Genomic DNA, 14,042 nt, shown 5'->3' on the forward strand with positions numbered 1-14,042 from the left:
ACGGGCGGGCGGGAAAGTTCCCGTGCCCCTTTTCGGGGTCAGTCGTGGGTGGCTTCGTGATCACTCGCGCGTGTCCACGAGCAGGGTAAAGGGACCTTCGTTGACGGATGCGACGCGCATCATCGCCCCGAAGCGACCCTCGGCCACCGTCAGGCTCCGCTCGCGCAGCCCCGCGGTCACCTTCGCGATCGCCGCCTCGGCCTGCTCGCCGCCGGCGGCGTCGGACCAGGAGGGCCGGCGCCCCTTGGCGGTGCGCCCGTAGAGGGTGAACTGGCTGACCAGCAGTACCGGGGCGCCGGCGTCGGTGACCGAGACCTCGCCGTCGAGCACGCGCAGCTCGGCGATCTTGCGCACCATCTTCTCGATGTCGGCGTCACCGTCCTCGCGGTGCACGCCGACCAGGGCGAGCAGCCCCGGCTCCTCGATCGCGCCGACGGTCTCGCCGTCGACGGTCACCGACGCCGAGCTCACCCGGGTCAGAACGGCTCTCATCGTCTACCTCTTTCTCTTGCGTCTCTTCTTCAATTGCCGACGTCGCGCCCCACCCGCGGGCGGTCCCCGCAGCGTGGGGTGCGGGGCCCACGGCGTCGGCCCCTGCGGGGCCTTCTGCCGCGGCCCATGGCCCCGGCCACGGCGGGGTCTTAGGTCCCGGCCCGCGGCCCCCGGCCTGCTGCGCGGGGGCGGGCCTAGCAGACCAGGTCCGCCGGGAGTAGCAGCCCGTGGCGCACCAGGTCGACGGTCACCGCCGCCGCGCCGGTGCGCACCTCGTCGGCGTCGAGCCCCTTCGCGGCGGCGTAGAGCTCCGCGACGTCGGAAAGCGTCAGCCCCTGCGGGTGCAGGCCGGCCACGACGGCGGCGACGTGGGCGTCGACCTCGTGGCTGAAGCGCGGCCCGTCGGTGCGGGTGAGCCGACGGACCTCGTCGGCGAAGCCCAAGCCGGTCCCGGCGTCGGGCAGGCCGACCTCCTCGAGGGCGACCCCCGGGCGAACCAGGTAGTTCGCGGCGAGCACGCCCTCGGTGTCGCGGGCGCGCAGCCAGGCCGCACGCCGGAAGTACTCCTCGACCTCGGGGCCGAGCGGATCCGTGAAGGCCTGGGTCAGCTCCTCGGCGACGACCTCGGAGGGCGCATCGCCGATGTTCTCCACGGCCACGAAGCCGAAGCCGACGGTCTCGACGTTCTCGGACTCGAAGTAGTCGAGCCAGGCGTGGGTGCGCGCCGCACCCTCCGGCGAGCGCGGGTCGACGCCCTCGTCGCGCAGCCAGGTGCCCACGTAGGTCGAGGGGTCGACCCGGTCGCGCTCGAGGACCCAGGCGGCCACGCCGTCCTCGGGCAGCCAGGAGGCCACCCGCGCCGCCCAGTTCTCGCCTTCGCGGTGCACCCAGGCGGCCAGCAGGTGGGCGTGCCCGCCGGGGTTGAGGTGCTCGGCCACCCCGGAGACGACGGTCGCGCTCGCGGCGTCCAGGCCGAGCCCGGAGTCGCGGTAGACGTGGCCGACCTCGGGCGGGCCGACGACGAACGGCGGGTTGGACACGATCCGGTCGAAGCGGCGGCCGGCCACCGGCTCGAACCACGGGCCGTCGAGGACCTCGGCGTCCGCGCGCCCGGCACCGGCCAGGGTGGCGCGGGTGAAGTCGAGGGCGCGGTCCAGCACGTCGGTGGCGGTGATCGACTCGGCCAGCCCCGCCTGGGCCAGCGACTGCACGCCGCAGCCGCAGCCGAGGTCGAGCAGTGAGCCGCACGGTGTGTCGGGCACCGAGCGCAGCAGCGTCAGGCTGGCCTGGCCCATGCCGGGCACGTGGTCGCGGCGCTGTTCGGCGTCGGTGACCGAGGCGTCGCGGTCGGAGAAGACGACGCGGTCGGCGCCGTTCAGGTGCACCGGGCGGACGTCGACGACGGCGCGCAGTGCGGAGGGAGCGGGCGCGTCGGTGGCGGAACCGGCGGCGTCGGCACCCGCAGCCGGGGCACCGCCGGGCGCGTCGGTGGCGGAACCGGCGACGTCGGCACCCGCAGTCGCGGCACCGCCGGGCGCGCCGGAACCCGCCACGTCGGCACGCGCGGCGTCGTCAATCGGGGTCGTCTCGAAGACGCCGGCGTCGACGAGTGCGCTGACCAGGTCCGCGCCGAGTGCCTCGGCAAGCGCCTCCTCGGCCACCGGCTCGCGCAGCAGGAAGGCGCGCACCGGCACCTCCAGGTCGGTCTCGGCGCGCTCGAGCGCCCAGGCGACGGCCGCCGGCTCGCCGCGGTGCAGGGCGGCCACGGCCTCGCCGCCGAGGGCGGTGTTGAGGCCGGGCTCGGTGAAGCCGAGCTCGATGAGGCGGGCGGCCAGGCGCGCGGCGGGGCCGGTCGGGGAATCGGTCGCGGCGTCGTCGGGTCGGGTCACTTACTGGGCCTCCAGTTCGGGTCGTCGATGGTGGGGTGCTGCTCCTCAGCGGCCCGCCCGGTGTCCGGGGAGCCGGGGTCCGCGGGGCCGGCGCCGAGCTCGCGGCGCTGTGCCTGGCCGAGCTGCCCGGCGTGTTCCGCGGCGACGGCGCGGCGGTGCTCGCGCACGGCGGCCGGCTTGTAGACGTTGCGTTCGCGCTTGTCGGCCACCTCGCCCTTCTCGTTGGCGATGACCACCGCGACCCAGGGCAGCGGCACGGAGACGACGAAGACGATCGCCGCCAGCCACCAGTTCTCCCAGACCAGGTAGGTCACGAGCGCCAGCGCGATCAGCGGCAGGCGCAGCAGCTGCAGCGTCAGGTAGATGACCTTGCGCCGGTGCAGGTTCTGCCCGGCGGTGCGGTGCTGCGAGGTGATCAGCTCCGCGCGCCGACGACGCAGCCGCCAGCGGTGGTGGCCGGTGCTCCCGGAGTCCCCGGCGGGGGTGTCGGCGGGCGCGTCGACGAAGAAGACGTCGTCGCCCGACGTCTCCGCGTCCTCACCTGCAGTGCCCTCGTTCATCGCCTACCAAGGGTAGACCCCCGATGGACCGTCGAGTCACGGTTGGGGCATTATGGGGTCCGTGAAAACCGGAACGACCACCATCGAGCGCCCAGACACCCGGGAGAGCACCGGCACCACCGACGACACGCCGAAGTTCTTCCACTACGTCAAGAAGAACCAGATCGTGGACTCCGCGGTGAGCGGGAAAATGGTCGTCGCGCTGTGCGGCGAGACCTTCCCGGTGACCAAGCAGGCCAAGCCGGGTTCCCCCGTGTGCCCCGACTGCGAACGGATCTACAGGAGCCTGCGCAAGAAGTGACCCGGCAGCTCATCAGGGGGCGGCTGCGCGACTGGCAGGCGCGCGCCCTGCGCAAGTACCTGACCGAGCGCCCCAAGGACTTCCTGGCCGTGGCCACGCCCGGCGCGGGCAAGACGACGTTCGCGCTGCGCGTGGCCGTCGAGCTTCTCGACGTGCGCGCCGTCGACCGCGTCGTGGTCGTCGTGCCCACCGAGCACCTCAAGGTGCAGTGGGCCAAGGCCGCCGCGCGGGTGGGCATCTCCCTGGACGCGGAGTTCAAGAACTCCGACGGCTTCAACCGCAACTTCGACGGTGTGGCCGTCACCTACGCCCAGGTCTCGCTGCACCCGTTCAAGCACCACGCCGTGTCCACCGCCCGGCGCACGCTCGTCATCCTCGACGAGATCCACCACGGCGGCGACGCGAAGAGCTGGGGCGACGGCATCCGCGAGGCCTACCGCGACGCCGAATACCGCCTGGCGCTGACCGGTACCCCGTTCCGCTCCGACGACGCGGCGATCCCCTTCGTGCGCTACGAGGAGGACGGCGAGGGCCACCTGGTCAGCCGCGCCGACCACACCTACGGCTACTCCGACGCGCTCGCCGACGGCGTGGTGCGCCCCGTGATCTTCCTGGCCTACTCCGGCGAGGCCCGCTGGCGTGACTCGGCCGGCGAGGAGTACGCCGCCCGCCTGGGCGAGCCGCTCAACGCCGAGCAGACCGCCCGGGCCTGGAAGACCGCGCTCGACCCGCGCGGCGACTGGATCCCCGCGGTGCTCTCCGCCGCGCACACCCGGCTGCAGCAGCTGCGCAACAACATGCCGGACGCCGGCGGCCTGGTCATCGCCAGCGACACCAAGACCGCGCGCGCCTACGCCAAGATCCTCGAGCGCTACTCCTCGACGCCGGTGACCGTCGTGCTCTCCGACGAGCCGGGCAGCTCCGACCGCATCGACGAGTTCTCCGCCTCCACCGACGAGTGGATGGTCGCCGTGCGCATGGTCTCCGAGGGCGTCGACGTCCCGCGCCTGGCCGTGGGCGTCTACGCCACCGCCGCCTCGACGCCGCTGTTCTTCGCCCAGGCCATCGGGCGCTTCGTGCGCTCGCGCATGCCCGGTGAGAACGCCTCGATCTTCCTGCCGAGCGTGCCGGTCCTGCTGGACCTGGCCGCCAAGCTGGAGAAGTCCCGCGACCACGTGCTGAGCAAGCCCCACCGCGACAACGGCGGCTGGGACGACGAGGCGCTGGCCGAGGCCAACCGGGAGAAGAACGAGCCCGACGAGGAGACCGGCTACCAGTCGATCGGCGCCGAGGCCGAGCTGGACTCCCTGATCTACGAGGGCTCCACCTACGGCACCGGCGCCGGCGTGGGCTCCGCCGAGGAGCGTGAGTACCTGGGTCTTCCCGGTCTGCTCGACGCCGAACAGGTCAAGGCGCTGCTGCAGCGCCGGCAGACCGAGCAGCTCGACGCGCGCACCCGCCAGGCCAAGCAGACCGAGGAGAACCAGCGCCGCGAGCGCGAGGCCTCGCGCACCGAGGGCGCCCGCCGGGCGCGGGAGCGCGTGGCCAGCGAGGAGCTGCCGAAGCTGCGCAAGGAGCTCAACGCGATCGTCTCGATCACCGCGGCGCGCACCGGGCGGCCGCACGGCTCGATCCACAACGAGGCGCGCCGCGCCTGCGGCGGCCCGCCGACCGCGCTGTGCTCCGCCCAGGAGCTGCGCGACCGCATCGCCTACCTGCGCAAGTGGTAGGGGCCGGAGGCTTCGCCGTCCGGCCCGTGGGAGCGGTGCCGCAGAAACCGTAAGACAGGGGCCGGCCCCGGGGGAGGGCGCTCTGCCGGCGCCGGGGAGCAGGGGAGTGCGCGGCGCAGACCGCGCGCCGCACAGCACGAGCGCAAGGAAAACGCCCGCGTGGGGGACACGCGGGCGTCGGAAAGTGGGGGCGGGGGACTAGTCGAGGTAGTCGCGCAGCACCTGCGAACGCGAGGGGTGGCGCAGCTTCGACATCGTCTTCGACTCGATCTGGCGGATGCGCTCGCGCGTGACGCCGTAGACCTGGCCGATCTCGTCGAGCGTGCGCGGCATGCCGTCGGTCAGGCCGAAGCGCAGGCGCACCACGCCGGCCTCACGTTCGGAGAGCGTGGTCAGCACGTCCTGCAGCTGATCCTGCAGCAGCGTGAAGGAGACCGCGTCGACGGCCACCACGGCCTCGGAGTCCTCGATGAAGTCGCCGAGCTGGCTGTCGCCCTCGTCGCCGATGGTCTGGTCCAGGGAGATCGGCTCGCGGGCGTACTGCTGGATCTCGATCACCTTCTCCTCGGTGATGTCCATCTCCTTGGCCAGCTCCTGCGGGGTGGGCTCGCGGCCCAGGTCCTGCAGCAGCTCGCGCTGGATACGGCCCAGCTTGTTGATGACCTCGACCATGTGCACCGGGATGCGGATGGTGCGCGCCTGGTCGGCCATCGCGCGGGTGATCGCCTGGCGGATCCACCAGGTGGCGTACGTGGAGAACTTGTAGCCCTTGGTGTAGTCGAACTTCTCGACGGCGCGGATCAGGCCCAGGTTGCCCTCCTGGATCAGGTCCAGGAACGCCATGCCGCGGCCGGTGTAGCGCTTGGCCAGCGAGACGACCAGTCGCAGGTTCGCCTCGAGGAGGTGGTTCTTGGCCTTGCGGCCGTCACGGGCGATGGAGCGCAGGTCGCGCTTGACCGCCGGGGTCAGGCGGGCCTCCTTGTCGCCGTCGGCGAAGGCCTTGGCCATCTGCTCCATGCGGTGGTTGGCGTAGAGGCCGGCCTCGATGCGCTTGGCCAGCGAGACCTCCTGCTCGGCGTTGAGCAGGGCGACCTTGCCGATCTGCTTGAGGTAGGCGCGCACCGAGTCCGCCGAGGCGGTCAGCTCCGCGTCCTTGCGCGCCTGGCGCAGCGCGGCCGACTCGTCCTCGTCCCAGACCGAGGAGCCGTCGTCCTCCTCCTCGTCGTCGTGGTCGTCGTGACCCTCGCCGTGGGCGTGCGCCTCGGCGTGGGCGTCGTCGTGACCCTCGTCGTGGGTGAACTCGTCGTCCTCGGCGTCCTCCTGCGACTCGTCCTCGGGGGAGGTGGCCTTGGCGGTCGCCTTCTTGGCGGCGGTCTTCTTCGTCGTCTTCTTGGCCGACTTCTTCGCGGTCTTCTTGGCCGTCGACTTCGTCGCCTTGCGCGTGGTCTTGCGGGCGGACTTCTTCGTCGCCTTCTTGGTGGCCTTGCGCGTGGTCTTCTTCGCCGTCTTCTTGGCGGTCTTCTTCGCCGGGGCGGCCTCCTCGGCCGAGCCCGTCTCAGCGGCGGGGGCCGCGGCCGCGGTGTCGGCGGCGGCCTTGGTCCCGGCGGAGGACGCCGCACGTGTCTTCTTCGCGGTCGCGGTGGTGCCGGCGGTCGCGGCACGGCGGGGAGTCGCCTTGCGGGCGGTCTTGCGCGCCGACTTCTTGGCGGTCTTCTTGGCCGTCTTGCGCGCGACAGTCCCCTCGCCCGATGCGCTCTCGGCCTGCTGGCCGTCGGTGGGGTTTCCTGGAGTGCCGGTGGCTGCCACGTACGCCCTTTCGCTCTACCTACAAGTCCCGGAAGGTTCCCGACGGGGTGCCGGGCGCCTCCTCTACGAGGTCGCCGCGCCCTGACAGCGGGCGTTGGGCGGCCCCCGGATCGTGGCCCGCGGCGCCTGCTTCCGAGGATGCAGAGACACCGGGGCCACGAGTTGACAAGCGCCCAGTATAGATCAAAGCCGCGCGGCCGTGTGCACCCCTTCCCCGGCGCGGCCCGGCACGCGGTCTAGCGCAGGCCGTAACCGGAGCGGTTGAACTCCTCGCGCAGCAGGTGGCGCGTGGTTTTCGTCGCCGCCTCCTCGGACAGCCGCCCCAGCAGCTGGTCCGACCACGCCGAGTGGGAGCCGTAGCGGGAGTAGTACCCGGCCAGCGTCTCGTCGTACCCGGCCAACGCGGCCGCGGCCTCGGGGTCGGCGCGGCAGTCGACGTAGCGGTCCCGGTGGGCGAAGAGCTCCAGCGGCAGCCGCGGCTTGGTGCCCGCGTTCTCCTCCGGGTCCGGATGCCCGATCGCGAGGCCCAGGACGGGCACGACGTCGCGCGGGGCGCCGACGAGCTCGCGCACCCGCGGCACGTCGTTGCGCAGCGAGCCGAGGTAGACGGTGCCCAGCCCCAGCGACTCGGCGGCGTCGACGGCCGCCTGCGCGGCGATGCCGACGTCCGTGACGGAGGCGAGCACCTCCTCGAGGTAGCCCAGCCCGCCGAGGTCCGGTGCCTCGCCGCCGGCGGTCGCGCGGGCCGCGAGCAGCCGGGCCCGGGAGTGGTCGACCAGCCAGACGAGCACCACCGGGGCATGCGCGATGTGCCCGGCCATCTGCCGGGCGGCCTCGGCCAGGCCCTGCTTGGTCTCCGCGTCGCGCACGGCGACCACGGAGACGGTCTGCTTGTTCGACGACGTCGCGGCCGACTGCGCGGCGGTCAGGATCGCCGTGAGTGTGGGCCCGTCGACGTCGCGGTCCAGCCAGCGGCGCACGGAGCGGTGCCGCAGCTGGTTGGCGATGGTCTCGGTCAGCGGGGCGGGCGTGGTCTCCGGGGGGTGGCCCGCGCCGTAGCGGGCGGCGAGCAGCTCCTCGGTCGACTCCGCGGTCGGCGCCTCGGCGGTCTCCTCGGGTCGGGTCAACGGTGTCCTCTCTGTTCGGTGCTCTGGTCGGTGCCCGGGGCGGCGCCCGGGGCGGTGCCTGCGGGCGGGTCTCCGCGGGGGCGGGGGCCTCACGGTGGCGGCGCCCGCCCGCCTCACGGCCGCAGGTGGTCGTGGACGGCCATGGCCGCGCCGACGATGCCGGCGGTGTTGCGCAGGTCGGCGGGGATGACCGGGGTCTCCACGGTCAGCTTCGGGATCCACTTGTCGGCCTTGCGCGAGATCCCGCCGCCGACGATGAAGGCGTCGGGGGAGAAGAGGCGGTCGTACTCGTTGAGCGCGACGCTGACGCGCTTGGCCCACTTCTTGTAGCTGAGGTCCTCGCGCTCCTTGACCGCCGAGGAGGCGAAGTGCTCGGCGTGCCTGCCGTCGATGATCAGGTGGCCCAGCTCGGTGTTGGGGAAGAGGCGGCCGTCGATGAGCAGGGCCGAGCCGATGCCCGTGCCGAGGGTCAAAAAGATCACCGCGCCCTTCGAGGCCTCGGGCACGCCGTGGGCGGCCTCGGCCACGCCGGCGGCGTCGGCGTCGTTGAGCACCGAGATCTCGCGGTCGCCGAGGTGGGCGTGGAAGAGCTCCTGCAGGTCGGTGCCCACCCAGGACTCGTCGATGTTGGCCGCCGAGTGCGCGACCTGCCCGTGCACGATCGCCGGCAGGGTGATGCCGACGGGGCCGTCCCACTCGAAGTGTTCGACGACCTCGGCGACGACGGCCGCCACGTTCTCCGGCGTCGACTTCTTCGGGGTCTTGATCTTGTGGCGGTCCCCGATGAAGACACCCTCGTCCAGGTCGACGAGCGCGCCCTTGATCCCGGAGCCGCCGATGTCCACGCCGAATCCGACGTTCTCCTGCTTAGCCATGCGCCTGATACTACCGAGGCGGACGGCGCGCGCCGGGCGGAGTCGGCGGGAGCGTGGACGGTGGGCGCCGGCGCCGCGGCGGTGGGACAATGGCGGGCGTCATGACCGCCGCGGGGGCCGCACCGGGCACCGCACACGAACCTCGGGCCCGGCCCGGGGCCGCCCGGGGGACTCCTCGGGCCCGGCCCGGACCCGCCCGGGGCACTGACCGACACCGACAGAGAGTGAGACGGAGAAGATGACTGAGCCGACCGAGCTGCGCGACCTGGCCGCCGAGATCGCCCGGGAGGCGGGCGCACGCGTGCGCACCCGGCGCGCCGAGCTCGGCGACGTGCGCGCCTACACGATGACGAAGTCCTCGCCGGTCGACCCGGTCACCGTCGTCGACACGATGAGCGAGGAGTTCATCGTCGGCGAACTGGAGCGCCGGCGCCCCGGCGACGGCGTCATCGGCGAGGAGGGCTCGCAGGTCGCCTCGCACTCGGGGGTGTCCTGGGTGATCGACCCGATCGACGGCACCGTCAACTTCGTCTACGGCCTGCCGGCCTTCGCCGTCTCGGTGGCGGCGGCCGTCGACGGCGAGGTCGTCGCCGGCGCGGTCTACGACCCCTCGGCCGACGCGCTCTACTCCGCCGCCCGGGGCGCCGGGGCCACCCGCACCGACCCGCAGGGCACCGAGACCCTCGCCGTCTCGCAGGAGACCGACCCGGAGCGCTCCCTGGTGGCCACCGGCTTCGCCTACGCCTCCCGGGCGCGCCGCCGCCAGGCCGAGCTCCTGGTCGACCTGCTGCCGCGGGTGCGCGACATCCGCCGCTCCGGCTCGGCCGCCCTCGACCTGTGCCGCCTGGCCGAGGGGCGCGTGGACGCCTACTACGAGTACGGGCTGAGCTGCTGGGACTTCGCCGCCGGCGCCGTCATCGCCCGGGAGGCCGGCGCCGTGGTCGAGGCGCCCGCGCTCTCCGTGCCCAGCTCCGAGTACCGCCTGCTGCGCGCCGCGGCCGGCCCCCTGGACCCGGCCCTGGCCGGGCTCTTCGACGAGCTGGCCATGCCGGCCCAGCTCGCCCCGCTGCACTGAGCCACCGGGCCCCGTGCTGAGCCGCCGAGCCCCGGCGCGCGGGCGGCCGGTGGGCCCGGCGCACGGGCGGCCGGTGGGCCCGGCCTCCGGGCGCCGCCAGGTGCGGTCGGGTGCCCTGGTTACACCCGCGGAAACGCCGCGTGGCGTGGATATATGACAGGCGGGCGTGTGTGGTTTAGTATCCGCCACCAAGAACACGTCGTCCGCCCCGCATACCGGTGGGGCGACCCCAACCTTGTGAGGGAGTAGTGAGGCTGCCGTGGCCACCGATTACGACAACGCCCGTCGCCGCGAGGACGATGAGCTCGAGACGGATTCCCTGGAGGGCCTGAAGGCCGCCGAGGCCGCCTCCTCGCCGATCGACGAGGACGGCGAGATCGTCGACTCCTTCGACCCGCCGAGCAACGACCTCTCCGGCGAGGAGCTCAACGTGCAGGTCGTCCCGCGCCAGTCCAACGAGTTCACCTGCTCGGAGTGCTTCCTGGTGCAGAAGACCGCGCGCCTGGACCACCGCGAGTCCGACGGCTCGCCGGTGTGCAAGGACTGCGCCTAGCGGCGCACCGCAGAAGAAAATTGCCGACGTCGCGCAGCGCGACGTCGGCAATTTCGTCTCGGGTGGGGCGCCTACCGCAGCGTGCGGGTGGCCTCCTCGGCCTGGCCGGGCAGGAAGGCCTGCAGCAGCTCCTCGGGGTTGCGCGTGCCGATCAGCCAGTAGGGGGTGGGGTCGTCGGGGTCGTCGAGGACGAGCATGACCATCTCCGCGACCCAGCCGTGGGAGACGACGAAGGCCGCCGGGTCCAGCTGCTGGCCCATGGCGTTGCGCTTGGCGTTGGCGGGCACGGCCAGCGAGCGCGAGACGACGTCGCCGGGCAGCATCGCGTCGCCGGCGAAGAGCCAGCGGGTGCCGTCGGCGTCCTGCTCGACCTGCAGCACGGTCGAGGACAGTGAGACGAGCACCCACACCGCCAGGGCGGAGAGCACGACGGCCGGCACGATCAGCCAGGCGATCGTCCGGTTGTGCGCGAACTGCGCGGTCAGCAGCGCGACCAGGAAGAACGCCAGGATCCACCAGTAGAAGGGCACCCACTGGCGCTCGCGGTAGAGCACCTTCGCTTCATTGTTCGCCGTCTCAGTCACACCCGGAGAGTCTACTGGAGGCCGCCGCCGGGCAGAACCCCGGGCACGTGGCCGGGGTGGGCCGCGGCGGCGCGGTGGTGCGCGCCGCGCGGGGCGCACCGTATCGTGGGGGCCGTGAGTGAGACCCTGGACCCGAACATGACCGTGCGTGTGCGCCGGATCGACCCGGACATGCCGCTGCCCAAGCGCGCGCACCCCGACGACGCGGGCGCGGACCTGTGCAGCGCCGAGGACGTCGACCTCGCCCCCGGCGAGCGTCGCCTGGTGCGCACGGGCATCGCCATCGCGTTGCCGGCCGGCACCGTCGGCCTGGTGCACCCGCGCTCGGGCTTGGCCACGCGCCAGGGGCTGACCGTGATCAACACCCCGGGCACCATCGACGCGGGCTACCGTGGCGAGTTGAAGATCAGCCTAATCAACCTCGACCCGCACGAGACCGTCCACGTCACCCGGGGCGAGCGCATCGCCCAGCTTCTGGTCCAGAAGGTCGAGCTCGTCGACTTCGCGGAGGCCGACGACCTCGGCGACACGGAACGCGGCACCGGCGGGCACGGCTCGACCGGGCTGAACTGAAGCGAACGGGAACGACGACAACACCGACGACAACAAGGGGAGCGAGGAGCACATGGCGATCTGGCCTTTCGGCAAGAAGGACAAGGACAAGCACGAGGACGCCGCCGCGCGGGACACCGGCGCGCCGGGCGCTGAGGGCGCCGGCAACGGAAACGTCGGCGGCACCGGCACCGGCACCGGCGCCGAGGGCGCGGGCGCCGCGGTGACCGACACCGCGGCCGACGCCGCCGCGGCCCAGAACCCGGGCGCCGCGGGCACGGCGGGTACGGCGGGCACCGACGGTGCGGCCGCCGACCCGGGCGCCGGCGAGGACGTCCAGGTCTCCGGCACGGGGGAGACCGGCCCCTTCGACGGCGACTCGGTCAACATCGAGGACTTCGACTTCTCCGACTTCGCCTCCGGCGTGCTCAACCTCGGCTCGCTGCGCCTGCCGCTGCCCAAGGGCTCCCAGGTGCAGGTCGAGATGGGCGAGCAGGGCCCGCGCATGCTGCACGTGGTCACCCGCCACGGCCGCATCACCCCGGTCGCCTTCGCCGCCCCGCGCTCCGGCGGACAGTGGCGCACCACCGTCACCGAGATCGTCGCCAAGATGAAGGACGACGGCCTGGCCCCCGAGATCGTCGACGGGCCCTGGGGCCGCGAGATCGTCGCGCCCAACGAGAACGGCCAGCTGCGCCTCATCGGCGTCGACGGCCCGCGCTGGATGCTGCGCTTCACCCTGGCCGCCCCGACCGGCCACGAGCAGGAGCTGGCCGACGAGGCCCGCGACCTGTTCGCCCGCACCTTCGTCTACCGCGGCCAGGACCCGGTGCTCGCCGGCAACTCGCTGCCGGTGGCCCTGCCGGCGCAGCTCGTCGAGCAGCTGCAGCAGGCCATGAAGCAGCGCGCGGCCCAGCAGAACCAGCAGAACCAGCAGAACCCGGGTGGCGCCGCCGGTCAGCCCGGCGGCACCACGAAAGCGTGATCGCAGATGAGTGAGTCCACCAGCCATCCCGAGCACCTCGCCTCCGGCGACGAGTGCCAGGTCACCGTCGAGCGCATGGCGCACGGCGGCGAGGGCATCGGCACCGTCGCCGGCCGGGTCGTCTTCGTCCGCGGCGGCCTGCCCGGTGACACCTGCACCGTGCGCATCGCCCAGGCCAAGAAGCGCTTCGCGCGCGGCGACGCGGTCGAGATCCTCGAGGCCTCGCCGCTGCGCGTCGAGCAGCGCTGCCCGGCGGCGGCGGAGGGCGCCGGCTGCTGCGACTACGGCGTGGTCGACCCCGACGCCGAGGTCGGCCTCAAGGTCGACGTGTTGCGCGACCAGCTGACCCGCCTCGGCGGGTTCACCACCGCCCCCGCGGTCGAGTCCGCCGCCCTGCACCCCGTGACCGGCTGGCGCACCCGCGTGCGCCTGGGCGTCGACTCCCAGGGGCGCGCCGGCCTGCACAAGGCCCGCTCGCACGAGCTGGTCACCGACGCCGTGTGCTCCCAGGTGCTGCCCGGGCTGCTCGACGGCGTGGTCGGCGAGGGCGCGCGCCGCTTCACCCCGGGCGCGCAGGTCATCGTCGCCCAGACCGACGACGGCCGCCAGATCGTCGAGACCCGCAAGACCGGCCGCGGCCGGCGTGCCGAACGCGTCTCCGAGATCATCGAGGGCCCCGAGTCGGGCCGCATCGAGGTCGCCGGCCGCGAGTTCCGCGTCGCCGCACCCGCCTTCTGGCAGGCGCACGTCGCCGCCCCGGCCGCCTACTCGCGGCTGGTGGAGCGCTTCGTCTCCGCCGAGCCGGCGGCCACCCGCGACAGCGAGGCCGCGAAGGCCGGGCGCGAGCGCGTGGCCGCCGCCGTCGGCGAGCCCGCGTCCGACGGTTCGGCCACCGCGCCCGCCGGACTGGACGCCGACGCCGAGGGCGTCGTCAAGCAGGGCGAGAACGCGCCCAAGGTGGGCTGGGACCTCTACGGCGGCGTCGGGCTGTTCGTACCCGCGCTGGCCGCGGCGCTGGGGGAGGGCGCGGCGATCCACACCGTCGACTCCTCGCCCTCGGCGCGCGCGGGCAGCCAGCCTGCACTGAAGGGCATCGACCACCACGTGCACCCGGTCACCGTCGAGCGCGCCGTGGCCGAACTGCCCCACCCGGACGCGGTGGTCCTCGACCCGCCGCGCACCGGCGCGGGGGCGGACGTCGTCGCCGCCGTGGCCGCCGCCCACCCGTCGGTCGTCGTCCACGTCGGCTGCGACCCGGCGACGCTCTCGCGCGACCTGTCCGACTGGCGCAAGAACGGCTACTGGCTGACGGACTGCCAGCTCGTCGACGCCTTCCCGGGCACCCACCACTTCGAGGTCGTCTGCCGGCTCGAGCCCGCCGACCCCGCCGGTGGCGCCGCCGCCGACGAGGCCGCACGTGCCGCGGGTGAGGGCGAGGCGGCGCAGACCGCCCCCGTCGGCCACGGGGGCGCGGCACGCTAGTACGATCGAGGGAACGCACCGTAGGGTGTCA

General features: G+C 73.4%; 14 protein-coding genes. 7 read left to right on the plus strand and 7 right to left on the minus strand.

The features are described from left to right. Positions 1-60 precede the first annotated feature (60 nt). The 3 genes from dtd to CFRA_RS04820 all read right to left on the minus strand — a co-directional run bounded on the left by dtd (position 61) and on the right by CFRA_RS04820 (position 2,941). Positions 61-492, minus strand: coding sequence for a D-aminoacyl-tRNA deacylase (gene dtd, locus CFRA_RS04810; protein ID WP_075663689.1), 432 nt, complete (start codon positions 490-492; stop codon positions 61-63). Between the two features lie 194 nt (positions 493-686). Beyond that, entirely contained in the window at positions 687-2,381 is a 1,695-nt protein-coding gene (locus CFRA_RS04815) for a DUF7782 domain-containing protein (protein WP_075663690.1), read from the minus strand. After that, positions 2,378-2,941 (minus strand): DUF3099 domain-containing protein, encoded by a 564-nt coding sequence (locus tag CFRA_RS04820; protein ID WP_075663691.1) that lies wholly within the window; start codon positions 2,939-2,941, stop codon positions 2,378-2,380. Before CFRA_RS04820 ends, CFRA_RS04815 begins: the two co-directional genes overlap by 4 nt. Before the next feature lie 61 nt (positions 2,942-3,002). On the opposite strand from CFRA_RS04820, the gene CFRA_RS04825 reads away from it, so the two are divergent. Further along, positions 3,003-3,242, plus strand: a complete 240-nt coding sequence (locus CFRA_RS04825; protein ID WP_075664881.1) for a DUF3039 domain-containing protein — start codon at positions 3,003-3,005, stop codon at positions 3,240-3,242. Positions 3,243-3,253: 11 nt separating this feature from the next. Further along, positions 3,254-4,972, plus strand: a complete 1,719-nt coding sequence (locus CFRA_RS04830) for a DEAD/DEAH box helicase (protein ID WP_075664880.1) — start codon at positions 3,254-3,256, stop codon at positions 4,970-4,972. A 198-nt stretch (positions 4,973-5,170) separates the two neighbouring features. Here the strand turns inward: CFRA_RS04830 and CFRA_RS04835 are convergent, their stop codons facing one another. The 3 genes from CFRA_RS04835 to ppgK all read right to left on the minus strand — a co-directional run bounded on the left by CFRA_RS04835 (position 5,171) and on the right by ppgK (position 8,780). Beyond that, a complete protein-coding gene (locus tag CFRA_RS04835; protein WP_075663692.1) occupies positions 5,171-6,778 on the minus strand; it encodes an RNA polymerase sigma factor in 1,608 nt (535 codons plus the stop codon). Between the two features lie 236 nt (positions 6,779-7,014). After that, the gene (locus CFRA_RS04840; RefSeq protein ID WP_083666841.1) at positions 7,015-7,905 is read right to left on the minus strand and encodes a nitroreductase family protein; all 891 of its coding nucleotides are present in this window, start codon (positions 7,903-7,905) and stop codon (positions 7,015-7,017) included. Positions 7,906-8,018: 113 nt separating this feature from the next. Next, positions 8,019-8,780: a polyphosphate--glucose phosphotransferase gene (ppgK, locus tag CFRA_RS04845; RefSeq protein WP_075663693.1), complete on the minus strand. Its 762-nt coding sequence runs from the start codon at positions 8,778-8,780 to the stop codon at positions 8,019-8,021. A 238-nt stretch (positions 8,781-9,018) separates the two neighbouring features. On the opposite strand from ppgK, the gene CFRA_RS04850 reads away from it, so the two are divergent. Beyond that, the gene (locus CFRA_RS04850; protein ID WP_075663694.1) at positions 9,019-9,855 is read left to right on the plus strand and encodes an inositol monophosphatase family protein; all 837 of its coding nucleotides are present in this window, start codon (positions 9,019-9,021) and stop codon (positions 9,853-9,855) included. Between the two features lie 259 nt (positions 9,856-10,114). Next, a complete protein-coding gene (locus tag CFRA_RS04855; protein WP_075663695.1) occupies positions 10,115-10,408 on the plus strand; it encodes a DUF4193 domain-containing protein in 294 nt (97 codons plus the stop codon). A gap of 71 nt (positions 10,409-10,479) precedes the next feature. Here the strand turns inward: CFRA_RS04855 and CFRA_RS04860 are convergent, their stop codons facing one another. Continuing rightward, on the minus strand, positions 10,480-10,992 hold the full coding sequence (locus tag CFRA_RS04860; protein WP_075663696.1) for a DUF3093 domain-containing protein: 513 nt from the start codon (positions 10,990-10,992) through the stop codon (positions 10,480-10,482). Positions 10,993-11,130: 138 nt separating this feature from the next. On the opposite strand from CFRA_RS04860, the gene dut reads away from it, so the two are divergent. The 3 genes from dut to CFRA_RS04875 are packed head-to-tail and all read left to right on the plus strand — an operon-like array spanning position 11,131 to position 14,011. Continuing rightward, positions 11,131-11,565 carry a dUTP diphosphatase gene (dut, locus tag CFRA_RS04865; RefSeq protein ID WP_075663697.1) on the plus strand — a complete coding sequence of 145 codons (435 nt, stop codon included), beginning with the start codon at positions 11,131-11,133 and terminating at the stop codon, positions 11,563-11,565. Between the two features lie 52 nt (positions 11,566-11,617). After that, on the plus strand, positions 11,618-12,529 hold the full coding sequence (locus tag CFRA_RS04870; protein ID WP_075663698.1) for a DUF3710 domain-containing protein: 912 nt from the start codon (positions 11,618-11,620) through the stop codon (positions 12,527-12,529). A 6-nt stretch (positions 12,530-12,535) separates the two neighbouring features. Further along, entirely contained in the window at positions 12,536-14,011 is a 1,476-nt protein-coding gene (locus tag CFRA_RS04875) for a class I SAM-dependent RNA methyltransferase (protein WP_075663699.1), read from the plus strand. Positions 14,012-14,042 lie beyond the last annotated feature (31 nt).

Origin of the sequence: Corynebacterium frankenforstense DSM 45800, assembly GCF_001941485.1 — a bacterium.
In the GTDB taxonomy this organism is placed as follows: Bacteria; Actinomycetota; Actinomycetes; order Mycobacteriales; family Mycobacteriaceae; genus Corynebacterium; species Corynebacterium frankenforstense.

What these genes read in the sequence shown, in the direction of transcription:
- dtd (WP_075663689.1), bottom strand. Translation starts at nt 492, where the DNA reads ATGAGAGCCGTTCTGACCCGGGTGAGCTCGGCGTCGGTGACCGTCGAC.
- CFRA_RS04820 (WP_075663691.1), bottom strand. Translation starts at nt 2,941, where the DNA reads ATGAACGAGGGCACTGCAGGTGAGGACGCGGAGACGTCGGGCGACGAC.
- ppgK (WP_075663693.1), bottom strand. Translation starts at nt 8,780, where the DNA reads ATGGCTAAGCAGGAGAACGTCGGATTCGGCGTGGACATCGGCGGCTCC.
- CFRA_RS04850 (WP_075663694.1), top strand. Translation starts at nt 9,019, where the DNA reads ATGACTGAGCCGACCGAGCTGCGCGACCTGGCCGCCGAGATCGCCCGG.
- dut (WP_075663697.1), top strand. Translation starts at nt 11,131, where the DNA reads ATGACCGTGCGTGTGCGCCGGATCGACCCGGACATGCCGCTGCCCAAG.
- CFRA_RS04870 (WP_075663698.1), top strand. Translation starts at nt 11,618, where the DNA reads ATGGCGATCTGGCCTTTCGGCAAGAAGGACAAGGACAAGCACGAGGAC.
- CFRA_RS04875 (WP_075663699.1), top strand. Translation starts at nt 12,536, where the DNA reads ATGAGTGAGTCCACCAGCCATCCCGAGCACCTCGCCTCCGGCGACGAG.